Origin of the sequence: Nitrospirillum amazonense, assembly GCF_029594735.1 — a bacterium.
Taxonomy (GTDB): Bacteria; Pseudomonadota; Alphaproteobacteria; order Azospirillales; family Azospirillaceae; genus Nitrospirillum; species Nitrospirillum amazonense.
This window is the reverse complement of record NZ_JARPAF010000002.1, coordinates 2,701,272-2,716,127: the sequence shown is the minus strand read 5'-3', so window position 1 is coordinate 2,716,127 and position 14,856 is coordinate 2,701,272. Positions and strand designations below refer to the sequence as shown.

General features: G+C 66.8%; 12 protein-coding genes. All 12 read right to left on the bottom strand.

The features are described 5' to 3' along the window. Window positions 1-55: 55 nt before the first annotated feature. From P5F91_RS18515 to P5F91_RS18460, 12 genes are read right to left on the bottom strand one after another with little or no spacing between them, the layout of a single operon-like run. Window positions 56-1,513, bottom strand: a complete 1,458-nt coding sequence (locus P5F91_RS18515) for an IS1182 family transposase (RefSeq protein ID WP_277907857.1) — start codon at window positions 1,511-1,513, stop codon at window positions 56-58. A gap of 43 nt (window positions 1,514-1,556) precedes the next feature. After that, on the bottom strand, window positions 1,557-1,850 hold the full coding sequence (locus P5F91_RS18510; protein ID WP_277907856.1) for a hypothetical protein: 294 nt from the start codon (window positions 1,848-1,850) through the stop codon (window positions 1,557-1,559). A 4-nt stretch (window positions 1,851-1,854) separates the two neighbouring features. After that, entirely contained in the window at window positions 1,855-2,046 is a 192-nt protein-coding gene (locus P5F91_RS18505; RefSeq protein ID WP_277907855.1) for a hypothetical protein, read from the bottom strand. Continuing rightward, window positions 2,046-2,807: a glycine-rich domain-containing protein gene (locus P5F91_RS18500; RefSeq protein ID WP_277907854.1), complete on the bottom strand. Its 762-nt coding sequence runs from the start codon at window positions 2,805-2,807 to the stop codon at window positions 2,046-2,048. The genes P5F91_RS18505 and P5F91_RS18500 overlap by 1 nt, the downstream gene beginning before the upstream one ends. Window positions 2,808-2,814: 7 nt before the next feature. Next, window positions 2,815-5,238, bottom strand: coding sequence for a sialate O-acetylesterase (locus P5F91_RS18495; protein ID WP_277907853.1), 2,424 nt, complete (start codon window positions 5,236-5,238; stop codon window positions 2,815-2,817). Beyond that, window positions 5,235-5,438, bottom strand: a complete 204-nt coding sequence (locus P5F91_RS18490; RefSeq protein ID WP_277907852.1) for a hypothetical protein — start codon at window positions 5,436-5,438, stop codon at window positions 5,235-5,237. Before P5F91_RS18490 ends, P5F91_RS18495 begins: the two co-directional genes overlap by 4 nt. Beyond that, on the bottom strand, window positions 5,425-5,838 hold the full coding sequence (locus tag P5F91_RS18485) for a hypothetical protein (protein ID WP_277907851.1): 414 nt from the start codon (window positions 5,836-5,838) through the stop codon (window positions 5,425-5,427). Before P5F91_RS18485 ends, P5F91_RS18490 begins: the two co-directional genes overlap by 14 nt. Continuing rightward, entirely contained in the window at window positions 5,835-9,743 is a 3,909-nt protein-coding gene (locus P5F91_RS18480) for a phage tail protein (RefSeq protein WP_277907850.1), read from the bottom strand. Before P5F91_RS18480 ends, P5F91_RS18485 begins: the two co-directional genes overlap by 4 nt. After that, a complete protein-coding gene (locus P5F91_RS18475) occupies window positions 9,736-10,197 on the bottom strand; it encodes a C40 family peptidase (protein WP_277907849.1) in 462 nt (153 codons plus the stop codon). The genes P5F91_RS18480 and P5F91_RS18475 overlap by 8 nt, the downstream gene beginning before the upstream one ends. Further along, window positions 10,194-11,105: a DUF2163 domain-containing protein gene (locus tag P5F91_RS18470; RefSeq protein ID WP_277907848.1), complete on the bottom strand. Its 912-nt coding sequence runs from the start codon at window positions 11,103-11,105 to the stop codon at window positions 10,194-10,196. The genes P5F91_RS18475 and P5F91_RS18470 overlap by 4 nt, the downstream gene beginning before the upstream one ends. Next, on the bottom strand, window positions 11,102-11,692 hold the full coding sequence (locus P5F91_RS18465; RefSeq protein WP_277907847.1) for a DUF2460 domain-containing protein: 591 nt from the start codon (window positions 11,690-11,692) through the stop codon (window positions 11,102-11,104). Before P5F91_RS18465 ends, P5F91_RS18470 begins: the two co-directional genes overlap by 4 nt. Window position 11,693: 1 nt before the next feature. After that, entirely contained in the window at window positions 11,694-14,855 is a 3,162-nt protein-coding gene (locus tag P5F91_RS18460) for a hypothetical protein (RefSeq protein WP_277907846.1), read from the bottom strand. Window position 14,856 lies beyond the last annotated feature (1 nt).

The following is a 14,856-nucleotide window of genomic DNA, read 5'->3' as shown; positions in this document are numbered from 1 at the left end:
TCAGACTGCTGACAAACCCCGTCGATTTTCGGCGGGGTTTTGTTTTGTGCGGTTTTCAGATGGCAGCAGGGTGGAAGAGGCGGAAGGCGGCCAGGAGTTCGCTGATTAAGCAGTTGAGCGCGTGGATGAAGCGCTTGCGGTTAGGTCCGAGGCCGTCTGTCCCACGCCAGCGGGCCAGGATGGTGGCAATCTTCTTGATGTTCTGGGCGGCGGCGGCAAGCAGGCACTGTTCGGTGACCTTGGCGAGGCCACGCAGGCGGGCGTAGCGGTGGCCATGAAGCTGCTTGGCGTCGGCAAAGCTGCGCTCGACCGTCTCCTTGCGCCTGGCATAGACCTTCTTGCCCCAGGGTGTCTGGCGGTTCTCGTGGATGTGGTCCTTGGCGTCCTGCCAGACATGGCGGGTGACGACCTTGGTATGGTTGGCGCTGCTGGTGCAGGAGGCCAGCAAAGGGCATGTGCGGCAGAGGGCCGGGTCGCTCTTGTACTCACGGTAGCCTTCCCGGTTGGTGGTGGCGTAGCGCAACTCCAGGCCTTCAGGGCAGCGGTAGACATCAACCTCCCGGTCGTACTTGAAGTCCCGCTTGCGTAGATACCCTTGGCGATGGGTGGGCCGGCTGTAGCCGATCACGCCCTCGATGCCCCTGTCCTCCAGGCCCTTGGCGATGCCGGCGGTGGAGTAACCCGCGTCCAGCCCGACGTACCGCACATCCAGATCGAAGCGTTGCCGCTGCCGGTCCAACCGGGCCAGGTAGGGAATGCTGTCATGCACGTTGCCAGGCGTCACGAAGCTGTCGGTGATGATGGCGTGGCGGCTGTCCACCGTCCGATGGTCCAGGTAGAAGAAGCCCTTGGGTTTGCCGTCCCGCACCATGTAGCCGGCATCCGGATCGGTACGGCTGATCTTGGTCTCCTTGACCTCCGGCTCCCGCTCCTTCGCCTTCAGCGGCCCCTTGCCGTGCGCCGCCCGATCCGCGTCGATCGCCTGGTCCAGCGCGTCCAGATAGTCTGCCCGCGACTTCGCCGCCATCGCCAGGTCGTACTTGTTCTTGTTGGCGTTGGCCTTCAGGTGCGTGCTGTCCGTGTACAGCACCATCCCGTCAACCAGCCCAGCCCGCACCGCCTGAAGCACGATCTCATCGAAGATGTCCTGATAGACCGTGCTGTCCCGGAACCGACGACGCCGGTTCTGGCTCAAGGTCGAGGCGTCCGCCACCTTGTCCGTCAGCCGAAGCCCCAGGAACCAGCGGTACGCAACGTTCACTTCAACTTCCCGCATCAGCTGACGCTCCGAGCGGATGCCGAACAGATAGCCGATGAACAGCGTCTTGAACAAAACCACCGGGTCCAGTGCTGGACGCCCGTTGTCTGGGCAATAAAGGTGCGCCACCCGATCCCGGATGAAGGTGAAGTCCAGCGCTGCGTCGATCTTCCGCAGCAGGTGGTCCGACGGAACCAGCGACGTGATCGTCACCATCTCCAGTTCCGTCTGTGAGGGCGTCGGCGGCTTCAGCATAAAGACATTGAATCAAAAGCCCCCGCCATAGGCGAGGGCTTTGTCAGCAGTCTGAGGCGTAGCGCGTCGCGTTGGTGGCGTTGGTGAAGGCCAAGCTGGTGTAGCCGTTGGCCCCCACCTGTACCAAGGAGCCCTGCTTATTGGTGTCCGCTTGGGCGAAGACATGACCAGAGTTGGTCAGCGACGTGAGGGCGCTGACCTTGCCGCCCGACTGCACACAGCTGTTCGGGTCGGCCTGGAACCAATCGACCAGGGTGGCGCCGGATAGCAGCTGCGCTTTGGTCGATAGATATGACTGAGCGGCGGCGTTGGTCACGGTGATGGGCAGGCGGATCATCAGGTCACTCCATGTCGGAAGGAAGGGCCGGCCGGGGGCCGAAGGATTGGTTGGCGGGGTCGTACGTTGACCCCTGATAGGCGCGGCCATCGGGGTCGGGGACCGCCCGGGCGCCCGTCTGGGCGATCCAGGCGTCATCCGCCTCGATGACGTTGGTGATGATGTTGTCGGGGCTCAGAAGCGCGTATCGGGGCATCAAGAGGCCTCCTGCCAGGTGATCATAATCATGCCGGAGGCACCGGCGGCGCCGGCGGCGTTGCGGCCGCCCCCACCCCCGCCGCCACCAAACCCCGTGGGCGTGGCGCCAGCGGAGCCGACAGCCCCACCCGCGCCGCCCGGGCCGTAGGGTGTTGATCCCCCGGCGCCGCCCGACGTGCTGACGACGCCGGCCGTCGATGTGTAGGTGCGTTGCGTAACCGAGGCCGTGGTTCCCACGCCCGCAAATCCGGCGATGCCGCCCTGGATGAACCCGGCCGTGCCCCCCATGGCGGTGCCGGCGGTCGAGAACACCGGCCCGTAGTTGCCGCCGCACTGACCGCCACCGCCGTCAGCGGCCGCCTGGCCACCGAAGCCCGGGTATCCACCAGCTGCGTAGGGGATAGCGATGTCCGCGCCCGTCAGCGACGTGTCGCCACCGAACCACGAACCGCCGCCATTCGCGCCACTAGCCCCAACCGCGCCGCCGGCATACCCCGCACCAATGGTCCCGGTGAGCGTAGCGCCCGGCGTCACCGGCACGTCGATCAGCTCGACTGTCACCCCGGGACCGCCGCCGTGGCCACCGAAGCCGCTGCTGGCGCTTCCATAGCCGCCACCGCCGCCAGCGCCCCCACCGACCAGGACCACCTTGCGCAGCACGTAGACGCCGGCCGGCACCGTCCAGGTGAAGCTGCTAGCGAATAGCAAGCGCTTGGGCAGCACGGCCACCGGCGCCTGAGGAATGAGAACAAGGGGCATCGGCGCCTCACGAATGCTGGTAGCGGAAAGGGTTGGCGTAATAGGCGAAGCGCTTGGGTACGCCGTATCCCAGACGGCTGTAGGTCGACCACCGTGAGGTCCGCGACATCAGCTGGCCTCGCGCGCCTGGCCAGCCGTCCTGCGTCGTGACGGGGTCGGGGCCCTCCGCGTACCACAGCTCCCAGGCGCCGGCGGGCGCACCAGACAGGGTGATGGTCACGGTGTTGGTCGCGCTGATCGCGACGCTGGAGATAGCCACGGCGCCGACCAGGTCGCGGAAATAGAAGCCGTACCAGGACGTCGGCTGCACCCACCCGCCGGCAGACGGCCCCGGGTCGAATTGCAGCGCGCCACCATCGGGCGGAATGGAGAATGACACCGTCAGGGTGGCCCCGCTGATCGCCACCGAGGTCATCTTGAGGCCGGTGAATGCGGCGCCCCCCTCGACGGCCGCCGCGATCATCTCCCCCAGCATCATCCGGCCGAGGGTGGTGACGTGGATGCCGTCGGCTTGGACCGGCATGCTGTACATGCTGCCGGCGTAGATCACCCCCGTCCCGGCGCGGTCAGCGGCCAGGTCAATCTGAGCCTCGCGCACACCGTCCAGGAAGGTGCCGGTCACCGGGGGCGCCAGTGTGTCGTAGCGATTGGTGCCGACGATCACGAACAGGGGCGCCGTCGCTTGGCCGGTGATCGCCATGACGTCAGCTGTCAGGTTGTCGATGATCCCCGCCAGCGCCGTCTTATAGGTGGTGTAGTCATAGGGGCCGCTCTCGCCCTGCACCCAGATGATGCGGCTGCAGCGATAGGTGCGGCCGTATTGCGCGGCCACGGCCACAGCGGCCGTGACGCTGGCCAGCACGCTGGCATAGGTCGAGGTGCCCTTGACGAAATAGCTGATCGGCTCCCCGCCGTAGCTCACCGTAAAAACCAGGCGGCCGTTGCGCTGCCGCCCCGCGTCCCGGTCACGCTGCTCCATCGCGAAGCCGTACAACGTCGCGCCAAAATTCGGCGCCCCCGCGCCATCCGACAGCGGCGCGAAATCCGTCAACTGGCCAGGTGGCGTGGTGCCCCAAGCGACCGCAGTTTCCTTGAACGTATAGACGTGGGTGGGAAACAGCGCGCTGGTCATCAGCGCCAGCTCCACGCCGGGATTGCCGGCGTTGGATTGGCCGTACCAAATCTCGCCGTCGATGGGCGCGCTGGTCAGCGGCACGGCCATGGTGCCGGTGCCGGCCGTGGGCTGGATCAGCAGCGACAGCCAGCCATCCGCCTCCTGTACCTGCGCCACCGTGAATTTGCCCGTCAGCGTCGGCAGCGACACAACGTTGTAGGCGCCCCGCAGCTTGGTCAGGGGCGCCATCAGCGCCCCGCCTGCCAGCAGCCCATCGGGGGTCAGGCCCAGCAGCCCGGCGCCATGGGCGTCCGTGAGGACTGGTGTGACGCCGCCGGGACGCCGGTCACGGTAGATCGGCCGTGCCGGCCCCAGCTCGATCTCATCAGCGGCGACGGCCCCGTCGAGGGTAGCGCCCAGCAGCTGCCGCCCGGTCGCATCCACCGCGATGGGGGTGCGGCCGCCAACATGGCGATCCCGTGAGAGGGGCGTACCGACGGCCACCTCGGCTGCCTCGACCGCACCGGTGGGGAGCGCCCACAACACCGGCCGCCCGGCGGCGTCGCCCGCCAGCGGTACACGCCCGTCGGGGTACCGGTCGCGATACACTGTTCCCGACATGGCCAGTGCCGGTATCTCCAGCGTACCGTCGGCCTGGGCCCACACCAGCGGCTGCCCGGTGGCGTCGCCGATCACCGGCACCCGGCCGCCGGTGTAGTGGTCGCGGTAGACCGACTGCAGCAGCAAGCCCAACAGCCCCAGGATCGCGTCGGGGCGCATCCAGGCCGCCGCCCGGCCGGCCATATCGGTGATGGCCCACGGCAGGCCGGTCAGCCGGTCGCGGTAGCCAGACTGCTGATGGATCACGTCCAGCTGCTGCTGATATGTCGGGCCGGCCGCCGGCGCCGCCAGGGCGATATCCGCGGCGGTCTGCGCGTTTGTCGCCGCCTGCTGAGCCAGCTGGTACTGAGTATTGACTTGGACGGCAGTGTTGGTGTGCGCCCCCAGCAGATTGATCGCCCGGTTGATCACTGCGTTGGGGTATTGCGTGCCGTGCGACAGCAGCGGGGCACCGGTCTGCGGGTCGAAGTCACGCACGGCCTCGTACGGGGTGTTTACGTATGAGACGCCGGGCCATGGCGTCTCCAGTGTCAAGGTTCCGTCGGCCGTGACGGCCGCGACGAACGCCACCGGATCATCCTCGCCCACCACGAGCATGGCGCCAGGCTGCAGGTTGGTGAGCCAGGCCGTGCCGGTGCCGGTGACCGTGGCGCTGCCGCTGGTGATCGTGATCGTGCCAGTGTTGTATTGGGTCATCGGTCGCTCTTCGGATAGCGGGTCTTGATCAGCTGGCGGCGCGCCAAGACGGCCTGCGTTTCGGGCGGCAACGGCTGGCCAGCGGCCAGGGCCTCGACGCCGGCGCACAGCGCGTCGATGACGTCGCCCAACTCCGGATAGGCATCGGCCCGGGCGGCCCGCACCCGCTCCAGCGACGGGCGGTGGTCAAGGCGCGGCATGGGCGGTAATCTCCAGCGTCAGGTCGCGGTAAGGCCAGCAGATGATCAGCACCTGGTGGGTGCCCGGCAGCGTCGTGGTGATGGCCATCGTGCCGTCGTGGGCCGTCGCCACCTGGCCATCCAGCGCAACCGTGCTGCCCGTCGGCAAGCCGGTAAGGCTCACCGCGTCGGCGCCATCGGCGGCGATCTCCAGCGTGTCGGCTACGCATGGCATCGCCGGCCGGGGCACTATGTCGTCGCCATCCACCCAGTGGGTGTCGGGATGGCCCGCACCCTGGCGCGCCTGCAAGCCGTCGCGTGCCTGAGCGGCAATGGTGTGCTCCACCAGATCGGTCGGCACGCTGATCTGCCCGTGCGATTGGATGCGCCCGCTGGCGTCATGGGTGACAAAATCAGTCATACCCGGAACTCGCTGATGGTCATGATCGGGGTGTCCCAGTGCATGTCGCTGGGATAGCTGAGGGTGGCCGTGATGGTGTCGCCAGCAGCGGCGGATACCATGAGGCGCAACATGTAGACGCTCTCGCGGGCGCTGTTGTCCGCGAAGACGCCCTGGGCCGAGACGCTGGAGAGCGCCCCGGACGCATTGGAAACCGTCAGCGTGCCCTTCGAACCCTCGTTGGAGGTTTTGAACACGGCGGTAAAAATCACCAACATCGTCCCGCCGTACACGCTAATCAGGGACGCGGAATAGCCGTTCGCGGTGACGTGGTTGGTCACCGCTCCCTGGTTGACGTTGGGGGTATTCACAACGTTGTTGGCGAATTGCCCCGCGATAATCAGGTCAGTGCCGTCCGGCCCCTTCAACCAGGTGCCGAATTCACCGTCGCGCCACCCGATTTGCAGGGCGTTCCAGCTGTGGACGCCGTCGTTGAAAACGAACGATGGGCCACCCACCGTGTCGTCACCCTCCTTCAGGGCTCCATACATCTTCACGAAAGCCGGGTTGCCATTGGCCTTCAGGGTAAGCGTCTCGCCAGTGATCGTGCCGCCCTTCAATTGGTCGGCGAACACACTGCCGGCGTAAACCACGCCGGCGCCGAAGGTCCCCCCGTCGATCTGATCCGCGTGGATGGTGCCGGCATAAGTCACGGCATTCAGGACGATGACGGGCTGGCCGTCCTTGGTGCCGATCACAAAGGGCGTGACATACCCATTCGGGTCCGTGTCGCTGGGCAGCGCGAGACTGAGGATGTCGGCCAGCAGGACGATGCGGCTGGCGGTTTCGTCGGCGTACTCCCCGATGCCGGCAACGTGGCCGTTCGCCTGAACCTTCAGATAGGTCTGCGCCGACAGCGCAGTGACGATGGTTTTAGTTTCGGCGGCTGTTTCCGTCGTGCCGTTGATTTCGGTGACCAGCTCCGGCGTCAGCTTGTCCTTGCCGATGATGCTGTCAGCCAGTTCCTGGGTGCTGATGAATGGCTGGGTCCATGTGAAAGCGGCGCTGATGGGACAGCCAGCGCTCCCGAAGCTATCGAATGTCTGGACCTTTCCCCAATACTGCCGCCCCGGCGTCAGGCCGCCCACGATCAGCGGCGGCGACGATCCCGTCACGGCCGGCACGCCGGAGGTGTCCACATCCTCTTTCGTGTCCACCCAGGCGTTGACACCGGCGAAATCGCGCTCGGTTCCCGGAATGTAGCCCAGCAGCACCTGGCCACTGGTCACCGGCAACGGCTGGATCTGAACCTGCGCCGGCACCGGGTTGGTGACCGTCAGGGTGGCCGCCTTCGTCACGCCGCCCAGCTTGTCCTCAATGGCGACATCGAACCGCACGGTGCGGTGCGGGCCGCCGGCATCCTGGGCGTTTTTGTCGAAGGTGTAGATGTACTCCTCGACCGTGACACGTTCGACGCGCAGGACCGCGCCGGTGGCCGGATCGCTGATCGTGACCAGGTAGTCCTGGAAATAGGGGTTCCGAAAGCCGGCTCCAGCCCCATTTGGCGCCGTGCCGATGGCGTAACTGGTGGCCGGAAAGTTGCCCTGCCAGACCAGGTGGATATCGCGGCCCAGGAACTCGGTATCCAATCCCTGACCGTACAGCTCCAGATGCGTGACGCTGGCACCGCCAAGAACGCCGCCGACCGTAATGGTCGCGGGGGGCTGAGGGGCCCAGATGGACCGGACGGTGGCAGATAGACGGCTGGCGGCCTGGACCTGATAGGTGACGTTCTGGATCACCGGCGTCAGCAACGCCTGTGTCGTGCCGGCTGGCACCGTCAGCGTCTGCCAATCGCTACTGCCAACAGGCGCCCACCGCAGCGAGGTATCCGCCGGGCTGCCACCATCCACCGGCGTCCAGCTGGCCTGGATGGCGGGCTGTACGGTGCCATCCGCCTGATAGGCCGTGATCACGCTCAGCTGCAAATCGGTGGGTGCCGGCAGCATCCCGGCGGCGCCCACGGGCGTGTAGGTATAGGCGTTGACCTGCGACGGGTCATACTCTGCCGACTGGAAGATGTTGAAGCTGGTCAGCTTGATGTACAGCCGCTGGCCGATGTAGGCCGCCGGCAGATCATAGGTGAAAAACCGACCATCGAGCCGGGCAAAGGGCGTGCCTGCCGCGTGGGCGGCCATGGTGGTGCCGTACTGCCCGCGGCGTAGGTAGCCCAGCCGATAGGTGTTGGTGGCCGTCACGGTGGCCGTGGCGTAGCTGACCAGCTCGGTGCCGATGACGCACAGGGTGCGGCCAGCATCGGCGTCGGTTTGGTCGCCGGTGCCCAGCTGCACGCGGCCGGTGGCTAGCGTCACCAGCGGGGTGTTGGCCGTATCCGGATCCGCGCCGGTGGGCAGCGCGCTCGCCAGGGCGCCGACGCGACAGGGGCCGCTGATCTCCCCCAGCCGCTCATATTTCTCATCGTCCAGGGAGATGTGGACCGACGCGCCGCCCCACCAGGTGCCACCGGCGGCGCCGATCCATACCTGCTGCACGCCGCCGGTCAGGCCGGGCGACGGCTCCATGATCACCACCTGGGCGACGTCGCCGGGATCGACCAGGGTGTTGATGGTGGCGTTGTCGTTGACGGGATGCGGATGCGCGGTCGCCGTGCCGACGCCGGCCGGAAACTCCTCCGCCTCGAAATCCACCGTACGGTCCTGGTTGACCGTGATTTTGGTGACGCGTACGGGGAAGCGATCCAGGCCCAGGTTGGTGTCGGTCAGGGTGACGATGTCGCCCGGCTCCAGCAGCCGGTACCGGATGCCGGTTTTCCAGCTGTAGGTATTGGTGATGTAGCAGGCGCGCTGCAGGATCAGCTGCAGCGACAGGGCGGCCGGGGCGGCCTCGCAGAACTCCCGCGCGGTGATGGTGTCCAGCGGTCGCAGGCGGTCGGCGTCAATCGCCGCCTGGATGCGGGAGCTGACCACATCATCCTGGTAGCTGTCGGCCCGGTTGGTATAGGTCATGGACCCATAGTTGGACGTGTCCGCCACGTCCTTGACGGTCACCTTGACCGGGTCGGCGCCGTCCTCGGCCAGATAGTCCTGGGCCTCGAAATCATACTGCGGCACCACCGCTTGGCCCGGGTCCCAGGTGACGCCGTTGCCGGTCACCGCCTGGTCGCCCAGGGGCAACGCCTTGATGACGCTGCCGGACCAGAAAATGGCCGTGTTGGTGATCTTGGCCCAGCGGTTGATGACGTCGATGCCGGTTTCTTGGCTGCTCAGCAGCGGGCTGCCGTAAAAGCCCAGCGCCTGGCAATAGGTCCGCCAGGACGACAGGTCGCCGACATATTGGCTTTCCAGTTGGCAGCCATAGCGCTTGTTGGTGGCGAAATCGGCCAGTACGTCGGGGAACTGCGCGTCCATGGTGTTGGGCGCATTGTGCAGCCAGGACTGGGTCTCGAAATTGTGGTTGGGCAGGTTGGGGCTGCTGCCCAGGGCATAGGTCGCGGTGCCGACGTAGGCCGTGAACGGATAGGACCGCGCCTCATCCGGGGCGGTGGTGAAGATGGCGGTGACCGGCAGCTGGCCGTCCTGACCCTGCATATAGGTCAGGTTCAGCTTGGCCAGGGTGGTGTCTTCCTTGTCCGCCCACACGCGGCCGATTGTCGCTGTCGGCCCCTCACACAGCGCCATGATGACGGCGCAGGAATAGGTGTAAGAGCCGCCGCCGCTGCCACCCTTGCCGCCGCCGCTCGATGCCTCTCGCGACTGAAAATTCCCGTACCACACCAGGTTGGGCGCCAGGCGCCGGGTGCCCCACAGAATGGGCTTGGGCACCCCGGCGGAGCTGGTCTGAACCTGCAGGCTGTAGAAGCGGTTGGACTTGGCGGCGCTGCCGCCGCCCCCGAAGATGTCAGCCATTCGAGCCCCCCCAGATCGTCGGGGTGTAGAACCGCAGATCACGCCCAAGAAACGGCGGATGGCGCACGTCGCCAGTGGTGCACACCAGGTCGCGCGCAAAGGCATGCACCAGCGTGTGCTGGCCCGTCATGACGGCCCCGTGGCTGAAGCATCGCCCCAGGTGCATCAGGACGATGTCACCCGCCTGGGGCGCTTGCTGCGCCGGGTCGATGCGGCTGCAGAACCGCTCGACCCACGCCACATAGCGCTCCTCCGAGCGGTGCAGATGCCAGTCGGGCGGATAGGGGCGTGGGTCGAAGGCCGGGATGACGCCGGTGTCCACGAACACGCGGACCAGCAGCATGGAACAGTCGACGCCGGCCCCCTTGACGTCGGCCAGCTGATGATAGGGCGTGCGCACCCAGCTCAGCGCCTCGGCCGCCACGGCCTCCCGTTGTTCGGCCACGGTCATCATGCGCTGGTCTCCGCGGGCGGAATGAACTCGAAGCCCTGGTATCTGTCGGCATTGTCGAAACGGCTGGCGCAGACCTCCCGCGTATGGGTGCAGCCATAGGTGATGGTGAACGGGTCACCGACGCCCGGCGCCTGCTGCAGGCCGTAGTGCAGGATGATGCTGCCGTCCGAGGCGACCTTGATGCCCCGGCTGGTGCCGGCATTGACGCCGCCCGTGAACGTGATGCTGCCGTCCGCGAAGGCACCGGGGTCGGCGGCGATGGCCTGCCCCGTCATGGCGGAGAGGGCGACGGCCGGCACCAGCACCTCATTGGTGCTGCCGCTGGCACAGGCGTTGGACCAGGTGAACGACGCCCGGTTGACGCCGCAGGCCGGCCCAAAGAGCACGTTCAGGCAAGGCACCTGATAAAGGTTGAAGGGGTATTGGACGTTGAAGCCGACGTTAGCGCCCTTGACGGTCAGCTCCACCTTGCTGGCGGAGGGCGCCACCTGGCCGATGGGACCCGACCAGTCGCGGATGATGCCAAAGGGCAGCACGCCCGGCGCGGTCATGGGCGCCCAGTCGATGGTGAGAAAGGCGCCGGTAAAGCCGCCGTTCTCCGCAAAGGCACCCAAGGTCAGGCCGTCGACCAGGTCGGTGGACCGATAGAAGATGTCCAGCGTCAGCTCCGGGACCTCGAATTGCATGCTGGTGGTGATCCCGCCGCGCTGTAGGCGCGGGCCACCGGCCTTCCATGTCAGTCCGCCATAGGTGATGTCGTCGGAAAAGTCGGTCCACCGCAGGACGCTTCCCGCCGGCAGGCCCGGTGTGGCGCGCGATGGCGCCAGGTAGATGCTGTACAGCTCTCCCTCGAACATCGAGGCGGTGTTGGCCAGCCAGTCGATCAGGGCGGTGTCGGTGCTCTTCACGTCGGATCCTCGAATAGGCTGATGAGCGTGACCGTCTTGGCCTCCCACAACTGCGCGGCGAACTTGGACAGCTCCAATTGATCGTCCTTGAAGCGGCAGACGTAGCCATAGGTGAAGTCGGCGGTGACAACGGCGCCGTTGGCCGGCGCGCTGTTCAGGGTCACGCTGTTGCCGGCGTAGCTGTAGGCGGCCGGGGCGCCATCGACGTAGACGCCGGTCATGCCGGTGATGTAGCCCACCACCTCGACGGAGCCGCCGGCCGTCCGCACCGCGTTCCAGGTGCGGCTGCTGCCGTCCCCCACGCCAATGGCCTGCCCGCCGGCCGTATTGTCGTCGGGATCCACGAAAACGAAGGTCCCGAAGGCGCCCTTGCGCTGGTTGTAGAAGCCCAGCAGCGTGGCCAGCTCATTGGCCGCCGCCGTGTCGCGCAGGAACTCGTAGACCAAGGTGAACTGATAACGGGGTCGCGCCTGCTGGGCGATGCGGACCTCATGGCCGGTGACCGCCGTCTGGATGTTGGTGTTCCAGCTCGGCGTCTTCGTGACGCCGAAGGCGATGCCCGCCAGAGTTGGGTAGTAAGCCACCATCTCAGCGCTTCCCGTTCCGGTGGGCCGCCTTCACCGCGTCGGCGACGTGATGCTTGTTGGCGGCGAAGAAGCGGGCGACCGACTGGCTGTCGATGGCGTGCACATGCACATGCGTGTCGCCCATGGGGGTGGCACTGGCGGCGAAGCCGGTGCTGTTCGCCTTATTGGGGTTGGCGGTGTAGTCATTGGCGGGCGGATTGCGCCAGGTGGCCACGGCAGCGCGCAGCGGCGTGGCGATGCTGGCGGGCAAAACCATTTCATTCTTATGCAGCTCAGCCACGGCCCCGTCGTAGGGCACCTTTTCCCAGCCGCCGGCCGCCGACGCCAGGCCACCGCCCACCGCCAGCATCGAATTGAACGCCTGCACGGCACCCACGGCCTGATATGCCATTTCTGCGGCCAGTGGGGGATAGGCAGCGTACTGGGCGTAAGCGTTCGCCCCGGCCACGGCGGCGGCGATCTGGATTTCGCTTTCTGCCTTGGTAGTTTGCTGCACCGCTTCCGCCTTGTCGGCGAAAACGCGATCCGTCACCCCGGCATCGGTTGCCGCTGTTTTCCCGCCCTCCAAGCCAAGCCAGCCGGCGATCATCTCCCCGATACGTCCCAGGAGGCTGCTGCTTTCCGTCGCGGTAGCGGAGTTACGCTTGGCGGCGCCGGTGGTGGTGGCCGTGGTGCGGGCAGCCTCCCCTGCAGTAGCGGCCGTCGTCTTCGCCCGATCCGCCAGTAACCAAGCGAGCATGCCGCCCTGCGCAGCACTCTTGTCGTTGGCCACCCCCAGGGCGTTGACCAAAATCTTGTGCTCCAGCCACTTGCTGGCGCTGGTGATCTCTTCCAGCAGGATGGACTGGCCCATCTTGGCAAAAGCCTGCTGCACCGTCTGGGTGCCCTGGATCACGCCGGAGAGGCTGGTATCCCAGGCGCGGGTGATGGGCGCCAGGGCGCTTTCCCAGGCGCGCAGGCTGGCCTGCGCGGCCTTGGTGTTGGCCTGTTCCGTCTGGGCTGCCAGTTTCTCCATCGTGGCGCTGCGCTGGGCCGCCAGCACCTCGATCTTGCCGTTGGCCTGCGTCCACGCCAGCGTGCCCTGATCCAGGCTGTCCCGCTGCTGGGTCAGCGCCTGCAGGTTCAGCTCATATTCGGCGTCGGCCAGGTCTTTCAGGGACTGCAGCTTCTGCTGTTCGGTGATCCGGCCGGCGGCCACTTCGCCGTCCAGACGCTCCCGCTCCGCCGTCAGCTTGGCCTGGCTGACCCGGAGCTGGGTGGCGGCCTCTTCCCGCTGGATCGCCTCCCGCTCCTTCTTGCCCTCCCGCTCGGACGTGGTCAGGGCGTCCTGTGCCGTCTTCGCCTCGGCCGACAGGGCGCCGAAATGCGCCTGCGCATAGGTCAGCTCTTCCCGCAGCAGGGCAATCCGCTCGGCACTCCCGGCTCGGGCCGCCGTCGCCTGTTCCTGAAGGCTGCGCAGCTCTTCCTTGGCCTGTTCATTGGCCAACTGCGCCTTGGCGACGTTGATTTCCCGCTCGACGCCCAGCCGGGCATCAGCCGTCAACTTGCCGCTGGCCAGCAGCTGCTGGTCGGCGGCGATCTGCGCCTGCAGCTGCTGCGCGCGGGTCTGCGTGCCCGCGGCGCTCTCCGCCGCCAGCTGGTCGCGGACGGCGGTGATGGCATCGGCGCTTTCCTGCTGGCGCAACTGCCCCATAGCGCGCGTTTGCTCAGCCCGGATCTGCGTCTTGCGCTCCGACGTCAGCTGGTCGCTGGCCAACAACCGGTCATCCAGGGCGATCTGGTCGCGCAGCTCATCCGCGCGGCCCTGGGTGCCCGTGGCGGCCCGCGCCGCGACCTTCTCACGCTCGGCCGCCTCGAACGTGGTGACGGATTGACGGACTTGATCCGCCTCGACAGCGGCCAGGGCCCTGCGCGCCTCACGCTGGGCGGCGGACCCATCCGCCGTCAGGCTGATGACGCCCTGCCACTTTTCGGCCTCAACGGCCAGCAACTCATCCTTCGACGCGGTCCAAGTCGCCTTCAGCTGAGCCAGCTCAGTGGTCGTTTCCTTGACCAACTGGCTGTCATTGAAACGACGGTCCTGGTCTTTCTGGTTGTTGCCGGTGGTAGCGGTGGGGGCATTCTGTTCCGGGCCGATGGCGATGTTCTCGCCCATGGTCTGATAGACCGATCCCACTTCCTTGGCTTGGGCGGCGACACCGCGCAGTGCCTCGGCCTCGGCGCCAAAGCGGCGGCGCATGGCCGCGCTGAAAATCTCCTGCTGCTCGGCCCGCGTGCGGGCGCTTTCCAACGCCTCGATCTCATCAGCGCTTAGGATCTGCAGCTGCTTGTTCAGCGTCTCGATTGCCGGCGTGCCATCGCGCCAGGCGGCGGCGACCTCCTTCCCCAAGTCATCGATCTTCAGGCCGGAGAGGTGCGAGGCGGCGGCGGTCAGGTCCCCCAGCTCACGGATCGTCTCCCGCGACGCGCCCGCCAAGCCGACGTCCAGGGCGTTGGCCAAGGCGTTGGCGCTGTCCTTGCTCAGCCCCAGCCCATCCTGCAGATCCTTGAGGCGTTCCTTGATGACGCCCGGCGTGAACTCCTGCCCGCGCCCGATGGCCGCCATGTGGCCGGACAACGCAACCACCTGATCATCCATGTGCTGCAGTTTGTCCACGGCTTCATAGGCGGCATAGCCCAGGGCAGCGACCGCGCCGGCCGCCCCCATGGTCGATAGGGACAGTCCGCCCATGCGCTCGGCCATCACCATCAGCGACCCAGGCACCCGGGCGAAGTTGCCGGTGGCCATCTCATGGGCCAGCACCACCAGCTCGCGCCGCGCGCCTACGGTGGACAATGACAGCTGCTCGGTACCATGGGAGGCTTCCAGGGCGGCTTCTTCGATGCCCTTGAACGCCCTGGCTGCCTCGTTGCTGCTGATCTCCCCGGCTTCCAGAGCTTCGCTGATGGCCTGGTACTGGTCCTGCGCCATGCGCAAGGTGCGCTGCGCCCCGTCGACCTGCTCGACATAGCGCTGCGTCTCCACCGACATGGAGCGCGCGGCCGGCGCCCCGGCGTTCAGCGTGGTGTAGAGGCTCTTCAAGGCCGCTTCGGCGCGCGCCGACGCCACCTGGACGGTGCTGGCGTCGGCGTCGAGCCGTATGGATACGACCTGGTCGGTCATA

Excerpts from the sequence above, each read along its gene's own strand:
- P5F91_RS18515 (WP_277907857.1), bottom strand. The coding sequence starts at position 1,513 with ATGCTGAAGCCGCCGACGCCCTCACAGACGGAACTGGAGATGGTGACG.
- P5F91_RS18510 (WP_277907856.1), bottom strand. The coding sequence starts at position 1,850 with ATGATCCGCCTGCCCATCACCGTGACCAACGCCGCCGCTCAGTCATAT.
- P5F91_RS18505 (WP_277907855.1), bottom strand. The coding sequence starts at position 2,046 with ATGCCCCGATACGCGCTTCTGAGCCCCGACAACATCATCACCAACGTC.
- P5F91_RS18500 (WP_277907854.1), bottom strand. The coding sequence starts at position 2,807 with ATGCCCCTTGTTCTCATTCCTCAGGCGCCGGTGGCCGTGCTGCCCAAG.
- P5F91_RS18495 (WP_277907853.1), bottom strand. The coding sequence starts at position 5,238 with ATGACCCAATACAACACTGGCACGATCACGATCACCAGCGGCAGCGCC.
- P5F91_RS18490 (WP_277907852.1), bottom strand. The coding sequence starts at position 5,438 with ATGCCGCGCCTTGACCACCGCCCGTCGCTGGAGCGGGTGCGGGCCGCC.
- P5F91_RS18485 (WP_277907851.1), bottom strand. The coding sequence starts at position 5,838 with ATGACTGATTTTGTCACCCATGACGCCAGCGGGCGCATCCAATCGCAC.
- P5F91_RS18480 (WP_277907850.1), bottom strand. The coding sequence starts at position 9,743 with ATGGCTGACATCTTCGGGGGCGGCGGCAGCGCCGCCAAGTCCAACCGC.
- P5F91_RS18475 (WP_277907849.1), bottom strand. The coding sequence starts at position 10,197 with ATGATGACCGTGGCCGAACAACGGGAGGCCGTGGCGGCCGAGGCGCTG.
- P5F91_RS18465 (WP_277907847.1), bottom strand. The coding sequence starts at position 11,692 with ATGGTGGCTTACTACCCAACTCTGGCGGGCATCGCCTTCGGCGTCACG.
- P5F91_RS18460 (WP_277907846.1), bottom strand. The coding sequence starts at position 14,855 with ATGACCGACCAGGTCGTATCCATACGGCTCGACGCCGACGCCAGCACC.